This window comes from Pseudomonas sp. GGS8 (assembly GCF_024168645.1).
Classification (GTDB): Bacteria; Pseudomonadota; Gammaproteobacteria; order Pseudomonadales; family Pseudomonadaceae; genus Aquipseudomonas.
In genome coordinates this window covers 6,333,775-6,357,764 of record NZ_JALJWF010000001.1, presented here as the reverse complement: position 1 = coordinate 6,357,764, position 23,990 = coordinate 6,333,775, and the positions used below count along the sequence as shown (strand labels likewise).

At 60.0% G+C, this 23,990-nt stretch carries 26 protein-coding genes; 16 read left to right on the top strand and 10 right to left on the bottom strand.

Translation table 11 applies throughout. From position 1 onward, the window contains the following. Positions 1–378 precede the first annotated feature (378 nt). The 3 genes from J3D54_RS28565 (at position 379) to J3D54_RS28555 (ending at position 1,550) form a co-directional block, all read left to right on the top strand. Positions 379–858, top strand: coding sequence for a GNAT family N-acetyltransferase (locus tag J3D54_RS28565; RefSeq protein WP_253425750.1), 480 nt, complete (start codon positions 379–381; stop codon positions 856–858). A 134-nt stretch (positions 859–992) separates the two neighbouring features. Beyond that, positions 993–1,364, top strand: a complete 372-nt coding sequence (locus J3D54_RS28560) for a hypothetical protein (protein WP_253425748.1) — start codon at positions 993–995, stop codon at positions 1,362–1,364. Positions 1,365–1,367: 3 nt separating this feature from the next. Next, a complete protein-coding gene (locus tag J3D54_RS28555; RefSeq protein WP_081626539.1) occupies positions 1,368–1,550 on the top strand; it encodes a DUF1289 domain-containing protein in 183 nt (60 codons plus the stop codon). Between the two features lie 7 nt (positions 1,551–1,557). On the opposite strand, the gene J3D54_RS28550 is transcribed toward J3D54_RS28555, so the two are convergent. Next, positions 1,558–2,451: a LysR family transcriptional regulator gene (locus J3D54_RS28550; RefSeq protein ID WP_253425746.1), complete on the bottom strand. Its 894-nt coding sequence runs from the start codon at positions 2,449–2,451 to the stop codon at positions 1,558–1,560. A gap of 128 nt (positions 2,452–2,579) precedes the next feature. On the opposite strand from J3D54_RS28550, the gene J3D54_RS28545 reads away from it, so the two are divergent. From J3D54_RS28545 to J3D54_RS28535, 3 genes are all read left to right on the top strand, one after another. Then, complete coding sequence (locus J3D54_RS28545; RefSeq protein WP_253426829.1) at positions 2,580–4,001, top strand: MFS transporter; 1,422 nt, start codon at positions 2,580–2,582, stop codon at positions 3,999–4,001. Positions 4,002–4,085: 84 nt separating this feature from the next. After that, positions 4,086–5,060 (top strand): quinone oxidoreductase, encoded by a 975-nt coding sequence (locus J3D54_RS28540; protein ID WP_253425744.1) that lies wholly within the window; start codon positions 4,086–4,088, stop codon positions 5,058–5,060. A 28-nt stretch (positions 5,061–5,088) separates the two neighbouring features. Continuing rightward, positions 5,089–6,015 (top strand): LysR family transcriptional regulator, encoded by a 927-nt coding sequence (locus J3D54_RS28535; protein ID WP_253426827.1) that lies wholly within the window; start codon positions 5,089–5,091, stop codon positions 6,013–6,015. Here the strand turns inward: J3D54_RS28535 and J3D54_RS28530 are convergent. After that, complete coding sequence (locus tag J3D54_RS28530) at positions 6,012–7,313, bottom strand: MFS transporter (protein ID WP_253425743.1); 1,302 nt, start codon at positions 7,311–7,313, stop codon at positions 6,012–6,014. The genes J3D54_RS28535 and J3D54_RS28530 overlap by 4 nt on opposite strands. Before the next feature lie 90 nt (positions 7,314–7,403). On the opposite strand from J3D54_RS28530, the gene J3D54_RS28525 reads away from it, so the two are divergent. Continuing rightward, positions 7,404–8,453, top strand: coding sequence for an FAD:protein FMN transferase (locus tag J3D54_RS28525; RefSeq protein WP_253425741.1), 1,050 nt, complete (start codon positions 7,404–7,406; stop codon positions 8,451–8,453). Positions 8,454–8,660: 207 nt separating this feature from the next. Continuing rightward, positions 8,661–10,055: a Si-specific NAD(P)(+) transhydrogenase gene (gene sthA, locus J3D54_RS28520; RefSeq protein WP_105346766.1), complete on the top strand. Its 1,395-nt coding sequence runs from the start codon at positions 8,661–8,663 to the stop codon at positions 10,053–10,055. A gap of 42 nt (positions 10,056–10,097) precedes the next feature. Here sthA and J3D54_RS28515 read toward each other — a convergent pair whose 3' ends face one another. Continuing rightward, positions 10,098–10,820: a glycerophosphodiester phosphodiesterase family protein gene (locus tag J3D54_RS28515; RefSeq protein WP_253425739.1), complete on the bottom strand. Its 723-nt coding sequence runs from the start codon at positions 10,818–10,820 to the stop codon at positions 10,098–10,100. A 13-nt stretch (positions 10,821–10,833) separates the two neighbouring features. After that, positions 10,834–11,415, bottom strand: a complete 582-nt coding sequence (locus J3D54_RS28510; RefSeq protein WP_253425737.1) for a PilZ domain-containing protein — start codon at positions 11,413–11,415, stop codon at positions 10,834–10,836. Positions 11,416–11,509: 94 nt separating this feature from the next. Here J3D54_RS28510 and J3D54_RS28505 point away from each other — a divergent pair, with 94 nt between their 5' ends. From J3D54_RS28505 to J3D54_RS28495, 3 genes are all read left to right on the top strand, one after another. After that, positions 11,510–12,760, top strand: a complete 1,251-nt coding sequence (locus J3D54_RS28505; RefSeq protein WP_253425734.1) for a lipoprotein-releasing ABC transporter permease subunit — start codon at positions 11,510–11,512, stop codon at positions 12,758–12,760. A gap of 7 nt (positions 12,761–12,767) precedes the next feature. Beyond that, positions 12,768–13,451, top strand: coding sequence for a lipoprotein-releasing ABC transporter ATP-binding protein LolD (gene lolD / locus J3D54_RS28500; RefSeq protein ID WP_253425731.1), 684 nt, complete (start codon positions 12,768–12,770; stop codon positions 13,449–13,451). Between the two features lie 65 nt (positions 13,452–13,516). Further along, positions 13,517–14,761 (top strand): lipoprotein-releasing ABC transporter permease subunit, encoded by a 1,245-nt coding sequence (locus J3D54_RS28495; RefSeq protein ID WP_253425728.1) that lies wholly within the window; start codon positions 13,517–13,519, stop codon positions 14,759–14,761. A 35-nt stretch (positions 14,762–14,796) separates the two neighbouring features. Here J3D54_RS28495 and J3D54_RS28490 read toward each other — a convergent pair whose 3' ends face one another. Then, positions 14,797–16,146: a heavy metal sensor histidine kinase gene (locus J3D54_RS28490; RefSeq protein WP_253425725.1), complete on the bottom strand. Its 1,350-nt coding sequence runs from the start codon at positions 16,144–16,146 to the stop codon at positions 14,797–14,799. Beyond that, positions 16,146–16,826: a heavy metal response regulator transcription factor gene (locus J3D54_RS28485; protein WP_253425722.1), complete on the bottom strand. Its 681-nt coding sequence runs from the start codon at positions 16,824–16,826 to the stop codon at positions 16,146–16,148. The genes J3D54_RS28490 and J3D54_RS28485 overlap by 1 nt, the downstream gene beginning before the upstream one ends. A 154-nt stretch (positions 16,827–16,980) precedes the next feature. On the opposite strand from J3D54_RS28485, the gene J3D54_RS28480 reads away from it, so the two are divergent. Continuing rightward, the gene (locus J3D54_RS28480; RefSeq protein ID WP_253425719.1) at positions 16,981–17,502 is read left to right on the top strand and encodes a plastocyanin/azurin family copper-binding protein; all 522 of its coding nucleotides are present in this window, start codon (positions 16,981–16,983) and stop codon (positions 17,500–17,502) included. A gap of 61 nt (positions 17,503–17,563) precedes the next feature. After that, entirely contained in the window at positions 17,564–18,394 is an 831-nt protein-coding gene (gene queF / locus J3D54_RS28475; protein WP_253425717.1) for an NADPH-dependent 7-cyano-7-deazaguanine reductase QueF, read from the top strand. A gap of 85 nt (positions 18,395–18,479) precedes the next feature. On the opposite strand, the gene J3D54_RS28470 is transcribed toward queF, so the two are convergent. Both J3D54_RS28470 and J3D54_RS28465 read right to left on the bottom strand, forming a co-directional pair. Next, a complete protein-coding gene (locus J3D54_RS28470; RefSeq protein WP_253425715.1) occupies positions 18,480–18,743 on the bottom strand; it encodes a DUF4404 family protein in 264 nt (87 codons plus the stop codon). Positions 18,744–18,852: 109 nt separating this feature from the next. Continuing rightward, on the bottom strand, positions 18,853–19,473 hold the full coding sequence (locus J3D54_RS28465; RefSeq protein WP_253425713.1) for an HAD family phosphatase: 621 nt from the start codon (positions 19,471–19,473) through the stop codon (positions 18,853–18,855). Between the two features lie 200 nt (positions 19,474–19,673). On the opposite strand from J3D54_RS28465, the gene J3D54_RS28460 reads away from it, so the two are divergent. Continuing rightward, a complete protein-coding gene (locus J3D54_RS28460; RefSeq protein ID WP_253425711.1) occupies positions 19,674–20,363 on the top strand; it encodes a VacJ family lipoprotein in 690 nt (229 codons plus the stop codon). 72 nt (positions 20,364–20,435) lie between these two features. Here the strand turns inward: J3D54_RS28460 and J3D54_RS28455 are convergent, their stop codons facing one another. Continuing rightward, positions 20,436–20,735 carry a PilZ domain-containing protein gene (locus tag J3D54_RS28455; protein ID WP_253425709.1) on the bottom strand — a complete coding sequence of 100 codons (300 nt, stop codon included), beginning with the start codon at positions 20,733–20,735 and terminating at the stop codon, positions 20,436–20,438. Between the two features lie 276 nt (positions 20,736–21,011). On the opposite strand from J3D54_RS28455, the gene rssB reads away from it, so the two are divergent. Both rssB and rssC read left to right on the top strand, forming a co-directional pair. Then, positions 21,012–22,193 (top strand): two-component system response regulator RssB, encoded by a 1,182-nt coding sequence (gene rssB, locus J3D54_RS28450; RefSeq protein WP_253425706.1) that lies wholly within the window; start codon positions 21,012–21,014, stop codon positions 22,191–22,193. Continuing rightward, positions 22,193–22,675 (top strand): anti-sigma factor antagonist RssC, encoded by a 483-nt coding sequence (gene rssC / locus J3D54_RS28445; protein WP_007897104.1) that lies wholly within the window; start codon positions 22,193–22,195, stop codon positions 22,673–22,675. Before rssB ends, rssC begins: the two co-directional genes overlap by 1 nt. A gap of 166 nt (positions 22,676–22,841) precedes the next feature. On the opposite strand, the gene tal is transcribed toward rssC, so the two are convergent. Beyond that, on the bottom strand, positions 22,842–23,768 hold the full coding sequence (gene tal, locus J3D54_RS28440; protein WP_253425703.1) for a transaldolase: 927 nt from the start codon (positions 23,766–23,768) through the stop codon (positions 22,842–22,844). Positions 23,769–23,990: the final 222 nt, after the last annotated feature.

Below are 23,990 nucleotides of genomic sequence, written 5' to 3'. Positions count from 1 at the left end.
CCGGCCCGGGGTTGGGCACGCAATAGCGACGAGCGAAATCAATGACATAGGCTGCAGCCGTGCGATCAATTGATCGTCGTGGTCACACGGGAAATCCGGATAGCGGCAATCGAGTTGCCAGCACGGTGGCCCACGGCAAGCCTAGTACGCTCTCTGACTCATTCGTATCTCTTCTCAGGTCTCAACCGGCCGGCGTACGCCAGCGCTCCAGTAAGGGTAGACGCCTATAAAGCAGTCAGCTAATAGGGGGAGTATTGGGGGGTGATAGGGATAGTCTTTTACCTGAGCCGTCGAGATGGAGCCGCTGTCACGAGTCTCTTTTATCCAGCGTCGGCAAAACGTAATCTGTCGCATCGACCTTTGGATGGAGCCAAACCAATGCTGCTAACCCACCGCCCCGTCAGTGCTGAAGACGTGTTGACGATTTGCGACTTTCCTCAAACTTCCCAAGAGCTTTTTTTCATGTTCCCGAAGGCGCAGTACCCGCTGACGGAAGCTCAACTGCTTGCATCGATAGCTCAACGCTCGGACTCAACAGTGGTTGAAGGGGATAATGCTGTTGTCGGTTTTGCTAACTTTTATTCGTTTGAGCGCGATGGGATTTGCGCGATCGGCAATGTGATCGTTTCGCCCAAAGCTCGAGGGAAAGGTGTCGCGAGGTTTTTGCTGGAAACGATGGTGGGGCTGGCGTTTGAACGTCATCGGGCAAGCGAGGTGCAGCTTTCGTGTTTCAACGAGAACACGGCTGGGCTGCTTTTGTATCCGCAGCTCGGGTTTGTGCCGTTTGGGGTTGAGGAGCGGGTGTCGCAGGATGGGCGCCGTGTCGCGCTGATACACATGCGAAAGACAAGCAAGTAGGACGATGGCGGCAGGTCTGAGGGAAAAATCAACTTCGCATTCGTTTCGTATCTTGTTTAAGGAGCGAGCCGAAAGGCGAGTGAGGTCACGTATGATGGCCCTTTTCCGTTGACCGCCACCCAAGGATCCACCCGATGTCTTTAAGCAAACGCGATCAGGCACACATCGAACGTCGCCTGATCGCCACTCTGACCGAGGCGTGCGAAACAGCCAAAGCGGAAATAGTCGGGTTCTGCTGGTTGACCCGCGAAGTCGATTACGACGCCTTTCCATCCAGCCTGCGGGTGATCTGGGTCTTCGATACGCAGGCCAACAAGAATCAGGCGCTGGCGAGCGGGCAGGGTGAGCGCATGGTTGAACTGACGGCCGTAGCATTAAATGAAGCGGACGTTCTCGTCAGCCCGGTCGCAGCCCATGTGCAGTTTGATTCTGAAGAACAATGTCAGCGTGCCAATGGCGGCAACTGGCAGCAACGCCTGGCGCCCAAGCGCTCGACGCGAGGTTGAGCCATGGCCAAAGATATCGAAAATCCGTGTATTTCCGTTTGCCAGCTCAGTGGTGAACTGTGTGTCAGTTGTGGTCGCACCAAGGACGACATCAGAAAATGGAAACGCATGAAGCGTCCGGAGAAAATGGCGGCGGCGCAACGCGCGAGTGTGCGGTTGAAGGGGCTTCAGAAAAGGAAGGGTTGAGGGTTCCTCAGGGCCGCGCACAAACCTCTCGAACACATTCACGCAGCCAGCGATGCGCCGAGTCGGCATCCATCCGTGGATGCCAGAGCATCGAAATGGTGATCGGCGGCAGCTCGAACGGCAGATCGAAACTGTGCAGGCCGGTGCGCAGGTTTCGGGTGTGTCGGGCGGGCACGGTGGCGATCAGGTCCGAGGCGCGAGCCAGCGCCAGGGCGGCCGAGAAACCGCCGACGACGGTGATGATTTCCCGCTGCAGTCCCAGCGCTTCCAACGCTTCATCCATCGGCCCCTTATCGAATCCGCGCCGTGAAACCAGGATGTGCCGGCCAGCGGCGTAACGGGAGGCGCTGACCTCACCTTGGCTCAGCGGATGCCCCGTGCGAACGACGCCGATGAAGCGGTCCTCGAACAATGCACGAGTGCGCACTTCCGGGCTGGTCGTGCCGCCGACCACACCGGTTTCCAGGTCAACGGAGCCGTCGCGAAGTGCGGCGCTGTCCTTGCTCAGCTTCTGCACAAAGTGCAAGCGCACGCCGGGGGCTTCCTGGCTGACGCGGGCAATCAGCGCCGGGCCGAAGTTTTCGACAAAGCCGTCACTGGTGCGCAGCGTAAACGTGCGCACCAACTGCTTGAGGTCGAGTTGTTCGGCGGGGCGCAAAACCGCTTCGGCGTCTTGCACCAAACGGCTGACGTGTTCGCGCAATTCGAGCGCCCGGGGCGTTGGCACCAAGCCGCGTCCGGCCCGCACCAGCAGCGGATCGCCCGTCGTTTCGCGCAACCGTGCCAATGCCCGGCTCATGGCCGACGGGCTCAGCCGCAGTCGTTGGGCGGCACGGGCGACGCTGCCTTCGGCGAGCAGCACGTCCAGGGTAATCAGCAGATTGAGATCGGGAGTGGTCATGCCGCAACGTTAGCACGGCTCGGGGCTGGCATGGCGTCAAACGCATCTATCAAGTGCAAATGCTGCGCCTTCCGCCTTGTCATGCGCGGGCATACGCTGCTGATCTATCTCTCAGATGTGGCCAGACAGTGAAACTCATCACTCAATCAGGTTCGGTGCGTTGGGCGCTTGCCAGCCTTTCGCTGTCGATGTTGATGCCTTCACTCGACACCAGCATCGCCAATGCGGGATTGCCGACATTGGCCGAGGCATTCGATGCTTCTTTCCAACACGTGCAGTGGATTGTGCTGGCGTATCTGCTGGCGATCACCACGCTGATCGTCAGCGTCGGACGGCTCGGCGACAGGGTCGGCCGTCGGCGTTCGCTGCTGGCGGGCATCGCCATTTTTACCCTGTCATCGCTGGCCTGCGGTGTTGCGCCGTCGCTTGGGTGGCTGGTCGGCGCCCGGGCGGTGCAGGGGCTTGGGGCGGCAATCATGTTGGCACTGACCGTGGCGTTTGTCGGTGAAACGGTGCCGAAAGAGAAGACCGGCAGCGCCATGGGATTGCTCGGGACGATGTCGGCGATCGGCACCACGCTGGGGCCGTCGCTCGGTGGGATGTTGATTGCCGGCGTTGGCTGGCAGGCGATTTTTCTGATCAACGTGCCGCTGGGTGTTCTGAATATCTGGCTCGCGTATCGCTATTTGCCGGCGGATGCTCAGCGGGCGAAAGCGCGGCGGGTGGGATTCGACAAGGCTGGCACGTTGCTGCTGGCACTGACGCTCGCGGCGTATGCGCTGGCCATGACGCTCGGGCACGGTGATTTTGGTCCGCTCAATGTCGCGTTGCTGCTGGCGGCTGTTTTCGGCGCAGGGCTTTTCATCTTCGTTGAGGCCTCGGTTGCGTCGCCATTGATCAAATTGGCGTTGTTCCGTCAACCGGGACTGAGCGCCAGCCTGGCCATGAGCGCGCTCGTTTCGACGGTGATGATGGCGACGCTGGTGGTCGGGCCGTTTTATCTCTCGGGTGCGCTTGGCCTCGGCACGGCACTTGTCGGTTTCGCCTTGTCGGTCGGCCCGTTGGTGGCTGCATTGACTGGCGTACCGGCCGGTCGCCTGGTGGACCGTTTTGGCACTCGGCGCATGACCCTTTTCGGGCTCGCGGCAATGGCGCTCGGCGCGGCTGCTTTATCGATGATGCCTGCGGGGATCGGCCTCCTCGGTTACCTCGCGCCCATCGCGGTGATCACAGCCAGCTACGCGCTGTTTCAGGCGGCCAACAACACCGCAATCATGACCGACATCCGCCCGGACCAGCGCGGCGTGATATCCGGCATGCTCAGCCTGTCGCGCAATCTCGGCCTGATCACCGGGGCCTCGGTGATGGGCGCTGTGTTTGCGCTTGCCTCGGCGACGGCAGACATCACCACGGCGTCGCCCGCAGCCGTAGCCAGCGGCATGCGGATAACGTTTGCCGTCGCCGTGGCACTGATCATCCTGGCCCTTGCTGTGGCCCTGTTGCCGAGGGCTTCGGACTGCTGCACTGTGTGCAGTAATGAACTGCAATAAGGCTATATTGTTCGCTATAAATCGAATGCCGATACTCCCTGCACATCGCGCAGACGGGCTGCGCTGAAATGAAGGAGTCAGGCAATGGTTTCAGTCGTTCGTGTCGCACACACCGGTGCACCTGAGGTGATGAACATTGAGCAAGTGACGGCGCGTGAACCGGGGCCGGGTGAAGTCTGGCTGGAGCAAGAGGCGATTGGCGTCAACTTCCTCGATGTGACTCAGCGCAACGGCGCCGTTCCGCTGTCATTCCCGTCGGGGCTGGGCCTTGAAGGGGCGGGCCGGGTTGCCGCCATCGGCGCGGGGGTGAGCAACGTCACGGTGGGTGACCGGGTGGCGTACGCCACGGGGCCTGTTGGTGCTTACGCCAGCGCGCGGCTGTACCCGGCCGAGCGACTGGTGCCGATTCCCGACGCGTTGACGGCTGAAGAAGCCGCCGCTGTGTTGTTCAAGGGCATTACCGCGCAGTACCTGCTCAAGACGACTTATCCAGTTGGCCCCGGCACCATCATGGTTCTGTATGGCGTAGCGGGCGGCCTCGGGCAAATCATGGCGAGGTGGGCCAAACACCTGGGGGCTTTTGTCATCGGCATCGTGTCCCGGGCCGAGAGTGTCGAGACGGCCGAGGCGCTGGGCTGCGATGCGGTGTTGGTGTTCAGCGCCCAGACACTCGCCGCGGATGTCGCGAAGATCACCGACGGCAAGAAAGCCGATGTGGTCTACGATCCCATCGGGCGCGTGTCGTTCGAAGCGTCGCTCGACTGCCTGCGACCGCGTGGGCTGATGGTGTCTTTCGGGGCATCCTCCGGGGCGCCGACGGCGGTCGAACTGGCCACGCTCAATGCCAAGGGCTCATTGTTCCTGACCCGTCCTTCACTGGGCGCGCACACCGCGGATATCTCTGAATACCGGCAACGGGCCGAAGATGTACTGGCCGCGGTCGAGGCGGGCATAATCAAGCCCGGCATCTGGGGCCGCTATGCATTGGCCGATGTGGCCAACGCCCATGCCGATCTGCAAGGCGGCCAATCTCGCGGAGCGATTGTCCTCAAACCTTGATCGCCTGAACCTGAAAGAAGAGTGTTTCGTGAACCCACTGGACAGCCGCCACATCGATGAAATTGCCGCGCTGCTTGCGGTTGCTTCGGCGCATTCATTCGTGGGCGCCGGACGTCTGCTGCAACGTCATCCGACGGTGATTTCAAAGCGGCTGGCGGCCATGGAAAAGCGTTTGGGCGTACGGCTGATGGAGCGCACGACACGACAGGTGCGGCTGACCGATGCCGGCAACCGCCTCGTCGAGCGTCTGCGCTCTGCCACCGGGTTGATTATCGAGGCCGAACAGGAAGCATCACTGGGCGCTGCGCAGGTGCGCGGCGTTTTGCGCCTGGCTTTTCCGGCGGCGATGGGGCGCCTGTGGCTGGCGCCGATGTTGCCGGAATTTCTGGCCGCTCATCCGCTGGTTTCCGTCGAGGTGGACTACAGCGATCGTGTCGTCGACATCATTGCCGAAGGGTTCGACGCGGCAATTCGTATCGGCGAATTGAACGACAACCGGCTGGTGGCGAAGAAGCTCAGCGATCATCGCCGCATCCTCTGCGCCTCACCGGCTTATATAGAACAGCGCGGCTTGCCGACCACCCCGAAAGAATTGAGCGATCACAACTGCCTGGGCTTCACCGGCCTGGCGGCGTTCCCTGAATGGCGCTTGTCGAAGGGCGATCGGCAGGAGAAGGTCATCAGCCGGGGAACCTTGATCTCGAACGACGGCGAAGCGTTGCTCGCCGCGGCCAAGGCCGGCGTCGGCATTCTGGGCGCCGGCGAGTGGCTGATGAGCCGGGAGATCGCCAACGGCCAGTTGGTGCGCGTTCTGCCGGCGTGGGATCTGGATGCCCAGGGCGGGATTTATCTGGTGCGAGCGTCCGCCGCCTTCACACCGGCGACGCTCATGGCATTCAAGACATGGCTTGAGACCAGATTCGCAGAGGGGCCGCCTTGGCTGCATGCCTTTTAGCGAGCGCCGCCGACGATTTGCGCTTGCGCCGTGCGCAACGCATGCCGATTGCCACGGAACAACACCAGCGTCGCGATCAACCCCAGCACCGCCGCACCACTGAGCCAGATCCCCGGCGCAGCCTTGTTGTCCAGCACATGGATCAGGTACGTACAGGCCGCCGGTGTGAAACCACCAAACGTTGCGGTCGCCAGGCTGTAGGCCAGGGAGAAACCGGTCGTACGCACTTCCACCGGCATGATCTCAGTCAGGGCCACCACCATGGCGCCGTTATACGAGCCATACAGGAACGACAGCCACAATTCGACGATCAGCAAATGGCTGAAGCTGGGGCTCGCGACCAGCCACGACAGCGCCGGATAAGCCGTGAGGATTGCCAGAATCGTCGCGCCCAGCAGCAGGGGTTTACGTCCGATCTTGTCGGAAAGCGCGCCCATCACCGGCAGCCAGAAGAAGTTCGACAGGCCGATGCACACCGTCACCAGCAACGCATCCAGATCCGACAGGTGCAACTCGGCTTTGCCGAAGGTCGGGGTGTAGGCGGTGATCAGGTAGAACGAGACTGTGGTCATCACCACCAGCGCCATGCTGGCGAGGACGATGCCGAAGTTCTGACCGATCGAGCGGACAATGTCCCGTAGGGTAGGGCGGTGTTTGCGCGCCTGGAATTCCGGGGTTTCTTCCAGCGAACGGCGGATCACGAAGATCGCCGGCACGATCATGCAGCCGATCAGGAACGGCACGCGCCAGCCCCACTCACCCATTTGGTCGGGGCTCAGCCAGTGGTTCAAACCCACGCCGAGCAGGCCGGCGAATACCACCGCGGCTTGCTGGCTGGCGGACTGCCAACTGACGAAGAAGCCTTTGCGGCCTGGTGTGGAAATCTCGGCGAGGTACACCGACACGCCGCCCAGTTCCACGCCCGCCGAGAAGCCTTGCAACAGGCGGCCAAACAATACGATCAGCGGCGCCGCGACGCCCAACGTCGCGTAACCCGGCACACCGGCAATCAGCACTGTGCCGGCGGCCATCATCGCCAGTGTGATGATCAGGCCTTTGCGGCGGCCGTGGCGGTCGATGTAGGCGCCGAGGAAAATCGCCCCCAGCGGACGCATCAGGAAACCGGCCCCGAAAGTGGCCAGAGACAGCATCAAGGAAGCAAACGCGCTATCGGCGGGAAAGAAGGTTTTGGCAATGGCCGTGGCGTAGAAGCCGTAGACCATGAAGTCGAACATTTCGAGAAAATTACCGCTGACAACGCGAAAGATCGCTTTGCCTTTGCTCGTGCTGGAAGACATTTGTAGATACTCACTCTGGTAAGTCTTATTTGAGAGCGCTGCGCCTGTGGGCATGAGCCGACCTCGCTCCCATGCGCTCTGAAGCCCATAATGGCGGGCGCGGTTTTGAGGGGAGATGAAGATTTGTTAACTGGACGGTGGAGTGGACTTGTGGTTGTGGCCGGCGTTTTGTCCGGTTGCGGCAACGGTGATAGCCTGGAACGCTTCGACGGCCCGACCATGGGCAGTCGTTATTCCATTCAATACGTAAGGCATGCCTCCACGCCCGGGCCGAAAGCGGTGCAGGCCGAAGTGGAAAATATCCTCGCCGAAGTGGATCGACAATTTTCGACTTATCGCAGCGACTCGGACACCGAACGCTTCAACGCACTGCCGGCCGGTCGCTGTCAGGTCATGCCTGGCCCGGTACTCGAATTGGTCCGCGTCGGCGAGCAATTGTCTTCGCAAAGCGAAGGCTCCTACGATTTGACGGTGGAGCCGCTGCTCAACCTCTGGGGATTTGGTCCGCAGGCGCGTGAAGAAAAAGTCCCGAGTGCCGAAGCGCTGGCCGAGGTGCAGCAGCGGGTCGGCCATGGCCACTTGCGCATCGACGGCGACCGGCTATGCAAGGATGCCGCGGTCGAGGTCGACTTCAACAGCATCGCCGCCGGTTACGCGGTCGACACGATTGCCGCAAGACTCCAAGCGCTGGGCATCCACGACTACCTCGCTGAAGCCACCGGCGAACTCAAGGCCGTCGGCAAAAAACTCGACGGTTCTCCATGGCGCATTGCGCTGGAAGAACCTCGTGATGACCAGCAAGTGGCCGAGCGCGTCATCGCCGTCGACGGCTACGGCGTGTCCACCTCCGGCGACTACCGTAATTATTTCGAGCAGGGTGGTCGGCGCTATTCCCACACCTTCGATGCCCGCACCGGAACACCGGTCCTACACACCCTGGCGTCAGTCACGGTGATTCATCCTTCAGCATTGATGGCCGATGGCTTATCGACGCTGTTGCTGATTCTTGGCCCTGAACGGGGTTGGGACTATGCCCAAACGCATGACATTGCTGCATTCTTTGTGATTCGTGCCGATACAGGTTTTGTCACACGCACCAATCAGGCTTTTGAGCGCCTGGCGGGTAAGAAAACCGAGTGATTGCGGGATCAAAAGCATTTTTCGATGGCTTTGTAGCGCAGGCAAAACTAGCCTACGACGCGACCAAGGGTTAATGTGCGCGGCGTTGACGCTTCTATAGACTGTGTCCGGGTTCTGCACTGGCCCCAAATTGTTCCTTCACGCCGCAGACCGGCGTGATTTAGCCGCAGGTGCCGAGGGCGCCGCGGCCTGTTCTGAGGAGTACGCATGGCTGTCTACAACTACGATGTGGTGGTGTTGGGTTCCGGCCCGGCGGGAGAAGGCGCGGCAATGAACGCCGCCAAGGCAGGACGCAAGGTGGCGATGGTCGATAGCCGTCGCCAGGTCGGCGGCAACTGCACCCACCTGGGCACCATCCCGTCCAAGGCCTTGCGTCACTCGGTCCGGCAGATCATGCAGTTCAACACCAACCCGATGTTCCGGGCCATTGGTGAGCCGCGCTGGTTCTCGTTCCCGGATGTATTGAAAAGCGCTGAAAAAGTCATCTCCAAACAAGTCGCCTCGCGCACCGGCTACTACGCCCGTAACCGCGTCGACGTGTTCTTCGGCACCGGCAGCTTCGCCGACGAGCAAACCATCGAAGTGGTCTGCGCCAACGGTGTGGTCGAAAAACTGGTGGCCAAGCACATCATCATCGCCACCGGTTCGCGTCCGTATCGCCCGGCGGACATCGATTTCCATCACCCGCGTATCTACGATAGCGACACCATCCTCAGCCTCGGTCACACCCCGCGTAAACTCATCGTTTACGGCGCCGGCGTAATCGGCTGCGAATACGCCTCGATCTTCAGTGGTCTGGGTGTGTTGGTTGAACTGGTGGACAACCGTGGTCAGTTGCTGAGCTTCCTCGACTCGGAAATTTCCCAGGCCCTGAGCTACCACTTCAGCAACAACAACATCACGGTTCGCCACAACGAAGACTATGACCGCGTCGAAGGCGTGGACAACGGCGTGATCCTGCACCTCAAGTCCGGCAAGAAGATCAAGGCTGACGCCTTGCTCTGGTGCAACGGCCGTACCGGCAACACCGACGCACTCGGTCTGGAAAACATCGGCGTGAAGGTCAACAGCCGTGGCCAGATCGAAGTCGATGAGAACTACCGCACTTGCGTGCCGAACATTTATGGCGCCGGTGACGTGATCGGCTGGCCGAGCCTGGCCAGTGCCGCCCATGACCAGGGCCGTTCGGCCGCTGGCAGCATCGTCGACAACGGCAGCTGGCGTTTCGTCAATGACGTGCCGACCGGCATCTACACCATTCCGGAGATCAGCTCGATCGGCAAGAACGAGCAGGAGCTGACTCAGGCCAAGGTGCCGTATGAAGTGGGCAAGGCCTTCTTCAAGGGCATGGCGCGTGCGCAGATCGCCGGTGAACCGCAAGGCATGCTGAAGATCCTGTTCCACCGCGATACGCTGGAAGTGCTGGGCGTTCACTGCTTCGGTTATCAGGCCTCGGAGATCGTGCACATCGGTCAGGCGATCATGAACCAACCGGGCGAGCAGAACACCCTGAAGTACTTCGTCAACACGACGTTCAACTACCCGACCATGGCTGAAGCCTATCGGGTAGCGGCGTACGATGGCCTCAACCGGCTTTTTTGAGTGGCTCCGGCCGGTGGCCTGAGCCGGCCGGGGAGACCGATTTCAGCAATTCTCGAGCGTGGCGGTGGCCAAACCGGGAAAGTCTGTAATCAGGCTGTCAACGCCGAAGTCGGCGAGCCTGCGCATCAGCGCAGGCTCGTTGACTGTCCACACCGACACATGCAGCCCCTGACGCTGCGCCTTCTGCAGGCGTTCCGGCGTACACAGGGTCCAGTTCAGCGCCAGCATCTCACAGCCATAATTTTGCGCGACCTTCAGCGGGTCGAGCCAGGCGTACTCGGCCACCAGTCCGCGAGACACGTCCGGCACCAGGTCCAGCGCGGCTTTCAACACTTCGCGTGAACTCGACGTAATCGTGATCTTGTCCCGCATACCGAAACGCTGGGCCATTTCGCGAATCGCCAGCACGGTGGTCGCGGCACGGGTGCGTGAAGCACTTTTGACTTCCAGCTGCCAGTGCTCGAAATCGCATTTATCGAACAATTCTTCCAGCGTTGGAATCGGGCAGGGTTTGATCCAGTCTGGGCCACCCTTGCGTGCATCGTAAGTCACCAGTTCGGCCGCCGTGTGTTCGGCCACTTTGCCGCGGCGGTCGGTGGTGCGTTTGAGAGTCGGGTCGTGGATGACCATCAACTCGCCGTCCTTGGACAGGTGCAGGTCCAGTTCGCAGCGGCGCACGCCGTGCTTGAGGCATTGCTGAAAGCTGGTCAGGGTGTTTTCCGGTGCTTCGCCTTTGGCGCCGCGATGGCCGTAGATGAGAGTCACGGTGCTTCCTTAATTAATGGCCGGTTTCGTTTTGTTCGCGCGCCAGGCGGCGTTCTTGTGCCTGTCGCTGCAAGATGTAGCGGGCCAGCAGTTGTCGCTGGGCATCGGACAGGTATTCGAACTCGGTGCCGACGTCGTAGCCGTCGCCCTTGCGGTCGCAATGGGTGACGCGGGCCCGCAGCAACAGGCCGAGGGCTTGCGGCATCAGCACCAGCTTGGCCGATAGGTGCGCGCCGACGGCAATGGGCGTCGGATGCTGAAAGTCGATGCCGCCTTCGGAGATGATCACCGGCTGCGGCTCGCCGATTTGACCGAGCACGGTCAGGGCGACCACCTGGCTCAGCAGGTCGATGCGTTTGTTCTGTGATTTGAGGAACGCGGCGATGGCCCGGTCGCGTTCGTTGATCTGGCGCAGCAGGTGTTGTGACTCGAATTCGCTCAGGTGCAGTTCGCTGAGCAGGTTGAATAGCGGGGAAGCATCCTGCAACACTTCCTGGCCTGCTGCTTCGGGAGCAGACAGGGGCCGAATTTCCAGTGCGATCGTGTCCTCGATACGGTAATATTCGCGGCGATCTTCTTCATCTAATGTCGACATGGCGAACCCATGGTAGCGGCGGTGGTCTGAGTGTAAAGCTGGTTATCGACCCCCGCCACAAGGACGTTCCTTTTCCCTCCGAACAAGCCCCGACATGTTCAGACCTCTCTTCGTATTTATCGGCACGCGTTATACCCGTGCAAAGCGTCGCAATCATTTTGTGTCGTTCATTTCCCTGACCTCGATGATTGGACTCGCCCTCGGCGTAGTCGTGATGATCGTCGTGCTATCGGTCATGAACGGCTTCGATCATGAGATGCGCACCCGCGTGCTGGGCATGGTGCCCCACGCGACCATCGAGTCTGGCGAGCCGATCAGCGACTGGCAAAGCCTGGCCGCCAAGGTCAAGCAGAACCCGCAGGTGACGGCGGTTGCGCCCTTCGTTCAGATGCAGGGCCTGCTGACCAATAACGGCAAGGTCTCCAAAGTGCTGCTCAATGCCATCGACCCTGTGCAGGAACGGCAGGTGTCGATCATTGATAACTTCATGCAGCAGGGCAAACTCGACGACCTGGCGCCGGGCAGTTTCGGCATCGTCATCGGCGACAAGGCCGCGGCCAAGCTCGGCGCGGCGGTTGGCGACAAGCTGACGTTTGTCGCGCCGGAAGTCACCGTGACCCCGGCCGGGATGTTCCCGCGCATGAAGCGCTTTACCGTGGTCGGCATCTTCCATGTCGGCGCCGGTGAGCTCGACGGCTATCTGGGCCTGACCAATCTGCAGGATCTGGCGAAGCTGCATCGCTGGCAGCCGGATCAGGTCCAGGGCCTGCGACTGAAGTTCGACGACCTGTTCCAGGCGCCGCGCACCGCGTGGACCATCGCCCAGCAGCTTGGCGAAGACAAGTATTACGCCCGCGACTGGACCCGCACCCACGGCAACCTGTATCAGGCGATCCGTATGGAAAAAGCCATGATCGGCCTGCTGTTGCTGCTGATCGTCGCCGTTGCTGCGTTCAACATCATTTCCACGCTGGTGATGGTGGTGAACGACAAGAAGGGCGACATCGCGATCTTGCGCACCCTGGGCGCTACGCCGGGTTCGATCATGGCGATTTTCATGGTCCAGGGCACGGTCATTGGTGTTTTCGGTACGCTGATCGGCGCCGTGGTCGGGATCTTCGCCGCGCTGAACGTCAGCGCCGCGATCTCGGCCCTCGAAGGGCTGATCGGCCACAAATTCCTGAACGCCGACGTGTATTTCATCGATTACCTGCCGTCGCAAGTGCAGAGCCAGGACGTGTTGATGGTCTGCGCCGCCGCGTTGGTCCTGAGTTTCCTCGCCACCCTGTATCCAGCCTGGCGTGCCGCGCGCACCCAGCCTGCGGAGGCGCTACGTTATGAGTGAGTCGGGCATGAGTGATAAAGCAATCTTGAGCTGCCGCAACCTGGGCAAATCCTACGTGGAAGGCCCGGAATCGGTAGAGGTTCTGGCCGGTCTGCAACTGGAGTTGCATCCGGGTGAGCGGGTGGCGATCGTCGGTACGTCGGGTTCGGGCAAAAGTACCTTGCTCAACCTGTTGGGCGGCCTCGATACGCCGACCAAGGGCAGCGTCTGGCTGGCCGGTGAAGAGCTCTCGGCATTGAACGAAAAGGCCCGTGGCCTGTTGCGCAACCGCTCGCTGGGTTTCGTTTACCAGTTCCACCACTTGCTGCCTGAGTTCACCGCGCTGGAAAACGTCTGCATGCCGCTGCTGATCGGCAAAACCGCGATCCCGGAAGCGCGTCAGCGTGCGACGGCGTTGCTGGAGCGGGTAGGGCTGGGCCATCGCCTGGAGCACAAACCGGCGGAATTGTCCGGTGGCGAGCGCCAGCGTGTAGCCATTGCCCGCGCCCTGGTGAACAAGCCTGGCCTGGTAATGCTCGACGAGCCGACCGGCAACCTCGACTCTCACACCGCCCAGGGCATTCAGGACTTGATGCTGGAACTCAGCACCTCGATGCGCACGGCGTTCCTGGTGGTGACCCACGACATGAACCTGGCTCGCCAGATGGATCGCGTCCTGCATTTGCAGGAAGGTTACCTGAGCCCCATCTGATTGGCTGAAACCCGGTGCACTGAACAGTGCGCCGGGTCTTTTATTTTTATACGGTGCCCCAGCGAATGTTCAGACCGTTATCGATCTTTATCGGCTCGCGCTATACCCGCGCCAAGCGCCGCAATCGCTTTGTTTCCTTCATCTCGATGACCTCGATGATCGGCCTCGCCCTGGGCGTGTTGGCGATGATCGTGGTGCTGTCGGTGATGAACGGCTTCCAGCGCGAAATGAGCTCGCGCATCCTCGGCATGGTGCCCCACGCGACCATCGTCGGCGTGAACCCTATCGACGATTGGCAGCCGGTAGCCGCCGCGGCGATGAAGAATCCTGAAGTCACCGCCGCCGTGCCGTTCACCGAGATGGAAGGCATGCTGTCCTACAAGGGCGCGATGCAGCCGATCCAGATCAGCGGGGTTGATCCGGCGCTGGAAAGCAAGGTCTCGATCGTTGCCAAGCACATTGTTCAAGGGCGTCTGGACGCCTTGAAACCGGGCGAGTTCGGCGTGGTGGTCGGCGAGATCACCGCGCGGCGCTTTCGCTTGAATGTCGGCGACAAGATCACCCTGATCGTGCCGGAAGTCAGTACTGCACCGGGCGGCATTACCCCGCGCATGCAGCGGTTGAACGTGGTGGGCGTGTTCAAGGTCGGTGCCGAACTGGACGGTTCGATGGCGTTGATCCACATGGCCGATGCCGCGCAAATGCAGCACTGGCAACCGAATCAGGTGCAGAGCGTGCGCCTGGCGGTGAAGGATCTGTATGCCGCGCCGCAAGTATCGAGCGACATCGCGACCGGTCTGGGCGCCGCCTACAAAGCTGATGACTGGACCCACACCCAGGGCAGTCTGTTCAGTGCGATGAAAATGGAAAAAACCATGATCGGCCTGCTGTTGCTGATGATCGTTGCAGTAGCGGCGTTCAACATCATCGCCACGCTGATCATGGTGGTGAACGACAAGGGCGCGGACATCGCGATCCTGCGCACCATCGGCGCCACACCGCGGCAGATCATGGCGATCTTCATGGTGCAGGGCACGGTGATCGGGGTTGTCGGCACCTTGATCGGTGGCGTGCTCGGCGTAATCGCGGCGTTGAACGTCAGTGAGCTGGTGGGCTGGATGGAGCGGGTCAGCGGGCAACACATCTTCAGTTCCGATGTGTACTTCGTCAGCAACTTGCCTTCTGAATTGCAGGGTGGGGATGTGCTGTTGATCTGTTCTGCCGGTTTCATCATGAGCTTTCTGGCGACGGTGTATCCGGCGTGGCGGGCGGCGAAAGTCGAGCCGGCTACTGCATTGCGGTATTCGTAGTCCGTCAGACCGCGAAGGGGCCAGTCCTGCTGGCCTCAGTCCTTTCTTGGCAACTCAATTACGAACCGCGTCCACCCCTGAGCCGATTCGCAACGAATCTGCCCGCCATGGGCGCGGATGATCGACTGGGTGATCGTCAATCCCAATCCCGCATGCTCACTGCTGCCTTCACGGCGCGCGGGGTCTGCCCGGTAGAAACGGTCAAACAAACGCGGCAACAAGTCTTCAGAAATCCCGTCCCCACTGTTTTCAACGGTCAGGCTCAAGCCTGTCGGTTGCTCGACAATTTTTACCCGCACCTCACCACCGGCCGGGGTAAACCTCAACGCATTGTCCAGCAGGTTGGACAGTGCCCGGCGCAACATGCTGCGATCGCCCTGCATGTTCGCGCGGCCGTCACGACTCAACTTCACCCGGGCGTCTTCGGCCAGCGGCGCAAAAAATTCCAGCAGCACGTCTGCTTCTTCCGCCAGGTCCAGCGGTTCGCGCTTGGGCATCAGCAAGCCGTGGTCAGCCTTGGCCAGGTACAACATGTCGTTGACCAGTTGCGCCATCCATTGCAGTTCTTCGAGGTTGCTGTGCAGCGCCTCGCGGTAATCCTCAAGGGGACGAGGGCGGGTGAGGGTGACTTGGGTGTGGGTCAGCAAGTTCGACAGCGGCGTGCGCAGTTCATGGGCGATGTCGGCAGAGAAGGCCGATAGGCGCTGAAAAGAATCATCCAGGCGTCCGAGCATGGCGTTGAAACTGTGGGCCATTTCCGCGAGTTCCGGCGGCATGTCGGCTTCCGGCAGGCGGGCGTTGAGCGATTGTGCCGACACACCGCTGGCGACCGCACTCATGCGCCGCAACGGACGCAAACCACTGCGCGCGGCCCACGCACCGAGCAGGGCGGTGGCCAGGGCCGAGAGGCCGACCGTCAGCCAGATCAGGTGTTGCATGCGCTGCAGAAAGTGCTGGTGATGGGTGATGTCCAGCAGCAAAGTCAGTTGCGGTGAGTCGGGTTTGTCGAGGAACAGTGGTGCATTCAGGACACGGTAGTCGGTGCCGTCATCGCTCACCGTCGACAGGCCAGGCTTGCGCGGCAAATCTTTGGGTAGGCGGGGCAAGCTGTCGTACAACCGTTGGCCGTCACTGCCAATGATGCGCAGTGAAAGATCGGCCTGTCGGCTCAATTCATCGGCCAGTCTGGCTTCGGTTTCGCTGGACTGAATGTCATCCAGCGCCCGGCGTAAGCCAATCAGTTTGCCGTCCAGCAACTGCTGGTCCAGCTCGATAAAGTGCGCTTCACTGGCGCGGCTGAACAGCACCCCGGCGAACAAGGAAACCACCGCAGTGCAGGCGGCAAACAGCAGTGCCAGACGGCTGCTTAATGAAAGTCGGCGCATCAGGCGGGGCGCTCTTCAAGGACGTAACCCATGCCGCGCACAGTGTGGATCAACTTGTTCGGGAAATCGTCGTCGATCTTCAGGCGCAAACGGCGGATCGCCACTTCGATGACGTTGGTGTCGCTGTCGAAATTCATGTCCCACACCTGGGACGCGATCAGCGATTTGGGCAGAACTTCACCCTGGCGCCGCAGGAGCATTTCCAGCAGGGCGAATTCCTTGGCGGTCAGGTCGATGCGCTGACCGTTGCGTTCGACCCGGCGGCGGATCAGGTCCAGGCGCAAGTCGGCCAGTTGCAGGCTGGTTTCCTGAGGCGTGGCGTTGCCACGACGCAACAGGCTGCGAACCCGGGCCAGCAGCTCGGAGAAGGCGAACGGTTTGACCAGGTAGTCGTCGGCGCCCAGTTCCAGGCCGTGGACTCGGTCCTCCACTGCGTCTCGGGCGGTCAGAAACAGTACCGGCGTGTCCAGACCTGCGCTGCGCACCGCTTGTAGAATCTGCCAGCCATCGCGGCCGGGCAGCATCACGTCGAGAATCAACAAGGCGTAATCGCCGCTCAAGGCCAGTTGCTGGCCAGTGCTGCCGTCCGCCACCAGTTCGGTGTTGAAGCCGGCCTCGGTCAGGCCTTGGCGCAGGTAGTGGCCGGTTTTCGGTTGGTCTTCGACGATCAGCAGTTTCATGGGCGACTCGGGCAGTTGGAACAGGTGCGTTATACCGTGGGTGGCGGGAATGCAGGCCAACCTGACAAAGTTGTAATCTGCCTGTCAGGAATCTGGCAGAGCCGCTGGGGTAGAGTTTCCCACAAGCTGAACCTCATCTTGTTGGAGTGCGACTATGTTTTTGCAAAAGCGTCTGGTACTGGCCGCTTGTTTGCTGAGCCTGAGCCTGGGGTTGGAAGCCTCACCGGCGCAGACCTACGATTTCGGTCAGCCGGCCTCGGCCGCCCAGGCTACCCGCAGTGTTGAGGTGGTAATGGGCGACATGTCTTTCACCCCCAAGACCATCGATATCAAGGCCGGTGAAACCGTGCGTCTCGTACTGGTGAATAAAGGCCAGTTGCTGCATGAATTCAACCTCGGCGATGCACAGATGCATGCCAGGCATCAGCAGGAAATGCTCCAGATGCAGCAAAGCGGCATGCTGATGCCTACAGGCATGAAGGCCATGGACCACGGCTCCATGGCCGGCATGGATCACGGCATGAAGCATGACGACCCCAATAGTGTGTTGGTGGAACCGGGTAAAACCGCCGAGCTGACCTGGACCTTCACCAAGGCGACTAACCTGGAGTTTGCCTGCAACATCCCTGGCCATTATCAGGCTGGCATGGTCGGCAAACTGACAGTCAGTCAGTAAGCACTCAAAGGCGGGAGCAAAGGCTGGTAGAATCCGCTGATTCTTCAGTCAGGTTTCCGCCATGCATCCCGCAGCCGAACATTCGCCGCTGGGCAAATCCAGCGAATACATCGCCACCTATACGCCGTCCTTGCTGTTCCCGATCCCGCGCACCGTGAAATGGGCCGAGCTGGGCCTGACCGCGCAAACCCTGCCGTACAAGGGCGTGGACTTCTGGAACTGCTTCGAGCTGTCGTGGCTATTGCCGTCCGGCAAGCCCGTGGTGGCGATCGGCGAATTCAGCATTCCGGCGGACTCGCCAAATATCATCGAGTCGAAGTCGTTCAAGCTGTACCTCAACTCGCTGAACCAGACGCCATTTGCCGACACCGCCAGCCTTGAAGCGACGCTGGTGAAAGACCTCTCGGCCGCTGCCGGCAAACCGGTGGGCGTGCGGGTTCGCAGCCTGAAGGATGTCGAGGCAGAAGGTGTCGTGGCGTTGCCGGGTGTGTGCATTGATGAGCTGGATATCAGCGTCAGCAACTATGAGCATCCACGCCCGGAACTGCTGCGGTGCGATGAATCGCGCATTGTTGACGAGTGTTTGCACAGCCATTTGCTCAAATCCAACTGCCCGGTCACCAGTCAGCCGGATTGGGGCAGTGTGGCGGTGGAGTATCGTGGCGCGGCGCTGGATCACGCAAGTTTGCTGGAATACATCGTGAGCTTCCGCCAGCACTCGGACTTCCATGAGCAGTGCGTGGAGCGGATTTTCCTAGACTTGCAGCGGTTGCTGAAACCGGAGAAATTGACGGTGTACGCGCGGTATGTGCGTCGTGGTGGATTGGACATCAACCCGTATCGCAGCACCGAAGAGGTGCAACTGCCGAACCATCGCTTGGTCCGACAATAAAGAGCCAGTGTGGGATTGCATTTGCAAATCCCGGATATGAAAAAGCCCCACTATCGATAGCGGGGCTTTTTTGCATCTGGCGGGTTCAGATCCCCATATTGCCCAAGGCTTGCACAATGTTGCGCAAGGTGCCGGCCAACGTGGGGTGTTCGAGTTCGAAGCGATCGACGGCCAGGTTCACACTGTCGGCAAGGTTGGTGTCCTGGGTTTTGGTTTCCAGCTCAAGTTCCAGTTGGATCTGTTGCATCAGCGCGTGCAGGTCTTCGCGCTCGGCTTCGGTCAGTGGTGGATTCTGTTCCAATTGCTCGCGCAGTTTGTTGAGCTGTTCTTGCAGTTCGCGGGCAGGCATGGCGTTCTTCCTTTTCTCGATAGGCACTGGCATAGACCGCAGCGTCGTGCCAAAGGTCTATGGCTGACCTTTAGATTAATCCACTCGCGCGCAACCTGCATGATCTCAGTCAGGGCTTTTCGCCTTTGAGCCGACGCAGGCTGATATCGGCCAGGCAGGTATCGAGCTCGCCCAGATGATCGATCACCGAATGCACGCCCAGGCCGAACAACTGCACCGTCGCCTTGCCGCGCAAGTGTTCTCGTTCCTTCTGGCTCAAGGCTTGCCATTCGCTTGGCGCCAACCCGCATAACGAGCCGCAGGACGCCAGGCCGATGGTCCACAGCCCGGCGTTCAGGCCTGATTGCAGCAATCGCGGTTCGCCGCTGACCAGCACGCAACCGTCCAGGCGCTCGACATTCAACGCCATCAAGGCTTGCCAGCAAGCATTCGGGGCCGGCCATGGAATGATTGTTTCCGAGTGTTGCAAAGATTTGATCCAGGCCGGAAGTGCCACGGCCAGAGAATGGCTGAGGGCGGGGGGCAGTTCATCGAGCCAGGCACAGGGAATTCGTTGTCGCTGCAAGCTGGACAGGCTCTCCAGGGCGCCGGGCGTGACCTCGGCGTGCTCGGCAGACATGGCGCCGTGCTGGCGCGTGCGCGCGCCGAAATCCACCAGGCAACCACTGAGGCCGAACAGCACGGCGGTCAGATTCGGTGCGGCAAGGGGCAAGACTTCGGCGTGTGGCATGGAAACGTCCCTGAAATAGCGATAAGGCTATTCATGGACGGTGACAATTGAGTGACACGGATGTGAATTGCTCGCCGTCAGCAGATGTCGTTCGTAGGCCATCGTGCACGATGCTGCCTAAACCGGATTTTCCGTCATATACTAGCGATCTTTGCGCCTGGGCAAAGCGCCCGCGTTAGTACAATCCAAGGAGTTTTTCTATGCGCTGGAGCAATCAACTCGCTCAGCTTTGTATGTGTGCCAGTGTATTGCTGGTTCCGTTCGCAGCTCAGGCTGCCACGGAAGAAGACCCTTGGGAAAGCATCAACCGCCCGATCTACAAATTCAACGACTTTGTCGACACCTACGCACTGAAGCCGTTGGCTCAGGGCTACCAATTCGTCACGCCGCAGTTTCTGGAAGACGGCATCCACAACATGTTCCGCAACGTGGGCGATGTGACCAACCTCGCCAACGATGTGTTGCAGGCCAAGCCCTCTGCGGCTGGCGTCGACACCGCACGTTTGATCTTCAATACCACCTTCGGCCTGCTGGGCTTCTTCGACGTGGGCACCAAAATGGGCCTGCACCGCAACGACGAAGACTTCGGCCAGACCCTCGGCTACTGGGGCGTGGGTAGCGGCCCGTACGTGATGCTGCCGCTCTTGGGCCCAAGCACCTTGCGTGATACGCCTTCCAAGTATGTCGACAGCTATACCGGTCCGTACCCTTACATCAACGATATCCCCGTGCGTAACTCGATTTACGGCCTGAACATCGTCGATGCTCGCGCCAGCCTGTTGTCGGCCGAGAAACTGGTCACAGGCGACAAATACACCTTTATTCGCAACGCATACCTGCAAAACCGCGAATTCAAAGTCAAGGACGGTAAGGTCGAAGACGATTTTTAATCTCGACCGGTAAAACGAAGAGGGCGGCCATTGGGCCGCCTTCTTTCGTTTGGCTTGCGGGTTAAATCAGGGCTATTTCATCTTCAGGATTGTAAGCCCGAGTTTCTGGCTGCCACCGTCCTGCGCTTTCACCCACACCACCTCGGTGTCGGCCTCGAGGCCTTTGAGCGCTGGGTGATCGGATTCGATCCGCACGCTGAGCCGGTCACCGACCTTGAATGAACGGGGCGCCTCCAGCTGCATACCACTGCTGGAAAGGTCGATGCAGACGGCTGGCACCTCATCGCCTTCGTGAATCAGCGACACATCGGCATCAACTCGCATGCGGATGAAATCGCGCTTTTCGCTGTAGTCCCGATCGGTTTGGCTCATGGGCTCGATCCTTCCTTTGGGTTACGGTTTTGCCTGTTCTTATAACTCTCGGTGATTTGACAAGTAAAGACGTCAAGCGACCATCGGCGTGAGCTTGAAACGCCTCGCGGATGGGAGTACCGTCTGCGCCTTAGAAGGGCACCTCTGGTGGAACAGTGAGTAGGGCAAACGCTCGAAAACGGTGCAGCAGAGAGGCTAGAAAGCGAATCCAGTAGTGTGTGCAGGGCCAAATGCCCAGCCTGCTACGCCAACCTAATTCTGGCGCCGTTTGCCCACATGCCAAAAACCAGTGCCACGCTGCTGATAATCGATGATGACGAAGTAGTGCGCGCGAGCCTCGCGGCCTACTTGGAAGACAGTGGTTTCAGTGTCCTGCAGGCCAGCAATGGCCAGCAGGGTCTTCAGGTATTCGAGCAAGACAAGCCCGACTTGGTCATCTGCGATCTGCGCATGCCGCAGATGGGCGGACTCGAACTCATTCGCCAGATCACCGAGCTGTCGCCGCAAACCCCGGTAATCGTGGTTTCGGGCGCCGGCGTGATGAACGACGCCGTCGAGGCCCTGCGCCTGGGCGCAGCGGACTACCTGATCAAGCCTCTCGAAGATCTCGCCGTACTCGAGCACTCCGTGCGCCGTGCCCTGGATCGTGCGCGTCTGCTGCTGGAAAACCAGCGTTACCGCGAGAAGCTGGAAAAGGCCAACCGCGAGCTCGAAGCCAGCCTGAACCTGCTCCAGGAAGACCAGAACGCCGGTCGCCAGGTGCAGATGAACATGCTGCCGGTCAGCCCCTGGACCATCGACGAGTTCCAGTTTGCGCACCAGATCATCCCGTCGCTGTATCTGTCGGGCGATTTCGTCGACTACTTTCGGGTCGACGAGCGTCGGGTAGCCTTCTATTTGGCCGATGTTTCCGGTCATGGCGCCTCTTCAGCCTTCGTCACCGTGCTGTTGAAGTTCATGACCACGCGCTTGCTGTTCGAATCCAAGCGCAACGGCACATTGCCGGAATTCAAACCTTCAGAAGTCCTTGGTCATATCAACCGGGGCCTGATCAGTTGTAAGCTGGGCAAACACGTCACAATGGTCGGTGGAGTCATCGACGAGGAGACAGGTTTGTTGACCTATAGCATCGGCGGTCATCTGCCGTTGCCTGTGTTGTACACGCCAGACAGTGTTCGTTACCTGGAAGGGCGCGGTCTGCCGGTGGGCCTCTTCAATGAAGCTACCTACGAAGACCACGTACTGGAGCTGCCACCGGTATTCAGCCTGACGCTGATGTCTGATGGCATTCTGGACCTTTTGCCAGAACCCACACTCAAAGATAAAGAAGCTGCTTTGCCTCAACGGGTGAAAGCGGCGGGCGGCAGCCTGGATGGTCTGCGCCAGGTTTTTGGATTGGCCACGCTAGGGGAGATGCCGGATGATATCGCCCTGTTGGTGTTGAGCAGGAATCTTTAATGAGTACCGGTAGAATCCAGTTCGCCGAGCAGGACGGCACCTTCGTCCTGAAGTTCGTCGGTGAAGTTCGCCTGACCCTGTGTTCGGCGTTGGATGCGACTATTGAGCGGATCTTCACTGCGTTGAATTTCAACGCCATCGTGATCGACCTGACCGAAACCCGCAGCATCGACAGCACCACCCTGGGCCTGCTGGCCAAGCTGTCGATCCTGTCGCGGCAAAAAGTCGGCTTGCTGCCGACCGTCGTCACCACCCACGAAGACATCACCCGTCTGCTGCAGTCCATGGGCTTCGAGCAAGTGTTCAACATCGTTGACCGCCCCATCCCATGCCCTGAATGCCTGACCGACCTGCCAGACCAGGACCAGTCCGAAGAAGTCGTGCGGGTCAAAGTCCTCGAAGCGCACAAAATCCTCATGGGCTTGAACGACTCCAACCGTGAGGCGTTTCATGACCTGGTGAATGCGCTGGAGCGCCACTGATTCCCTGAAGCCGGGCCCCACCACAATTCCCTGTGGGAGCGGGCTTGCCCGCCAAGGCGCCATAACAATCACCACACCTTCCAGCACGAAGCCAATACCCAAACAAAACGCAAAAAAAAGGGCGAACCCATCAAGGTTCGCCCTTTTTGCATCCAGCTAACTCAAATCACAGCTTGGCCTGCAACAACGCCTCAAGCTTCTCCTGGTCCCGAGCAAACTGACGAATGCCCTCAGCCAGCTTCTCGGTCGCCATCGCATCCTCGTTGGACAACCAACGGAACTGCGCTTCATTCAAGCTCAGACGCGTTTCACCGGCATGCCCCGGCGCCAATTTGCGCTCCAGCTTGCCGGTATCCGCCGCCAGCTTCTCCAGCAGATCCGGGCTGATGGTCAACCGATCACAACCGGCCAACTGTTCGATCTGATTCAGATTACGGAAGCTGGCACCCATCACTACAGTTTTGTAGTCATTGGCCTTGTAGTAGTTGTAGATACGCGTCACCGACTGTACGCCCGGATCATCCGCGCCGGTGTAGTCGTTGCCGGTGGCCTTCTTGTACCAGTCGTAGATGCGGCCTACGAACGGCGAAATTAGGAAAACCCCTGCGTCAGCACACGCCGCCGCCTGAGCGAAAGAGAACAGCAAGGTCAGGTTGGTCTGGATGCCTTCCTTTTCCAGTTTCTCGGCAGCGCGAATGCCTTCCCAGGTGGAAGCGATCTTGATCAGCACACGGTCACGGCCAATGCCGGCTTTTTCGTACAAGTCGATCAGACGGTGCGCACACTTCAATACGGCGTCAGTGTCGAACGACAGGCGCGCATCCACCTCAGTGGAGATACGGCCAGGAATCACCTTCAGAATCTCTTGCCCCACCGCCACACCAAAACGGTCGCTGGCCAGGCCTACATCGCCCTTGCAGTCGCTGACGCAAGCGTTCAGCAACTCGGCATAACCGGGAATGGCTGCCGCTTTAAGCAGCAGGGAAGGGTTGGTGGTAGCGTCCACGGGCTTAACGCGAGCGATTGCTTCGAAGTCGCCGGTGTCGGCAACCACGGTGGTCATTTGTTTGAGTTGTTCCAGCTTGGAAGTCATGGGCGTGCTCTGTCCTATGGGTCTAATGACATTACCCGAGCGCTGACAGCCACTCAAGGGTGCATGTACGTATCGAAGGCCCCAGCGGCAACATCCTGAAAACGGATGTTTGAAAGGCGGGGCAGGGTCTCGGTAAATACGATGCTGAAATGGGGTGCAGGTTCAATGGAGGTGACGGTTAGCGTGCCGAGCGGCCTTGAGTCATATCCTCAATACTTACCG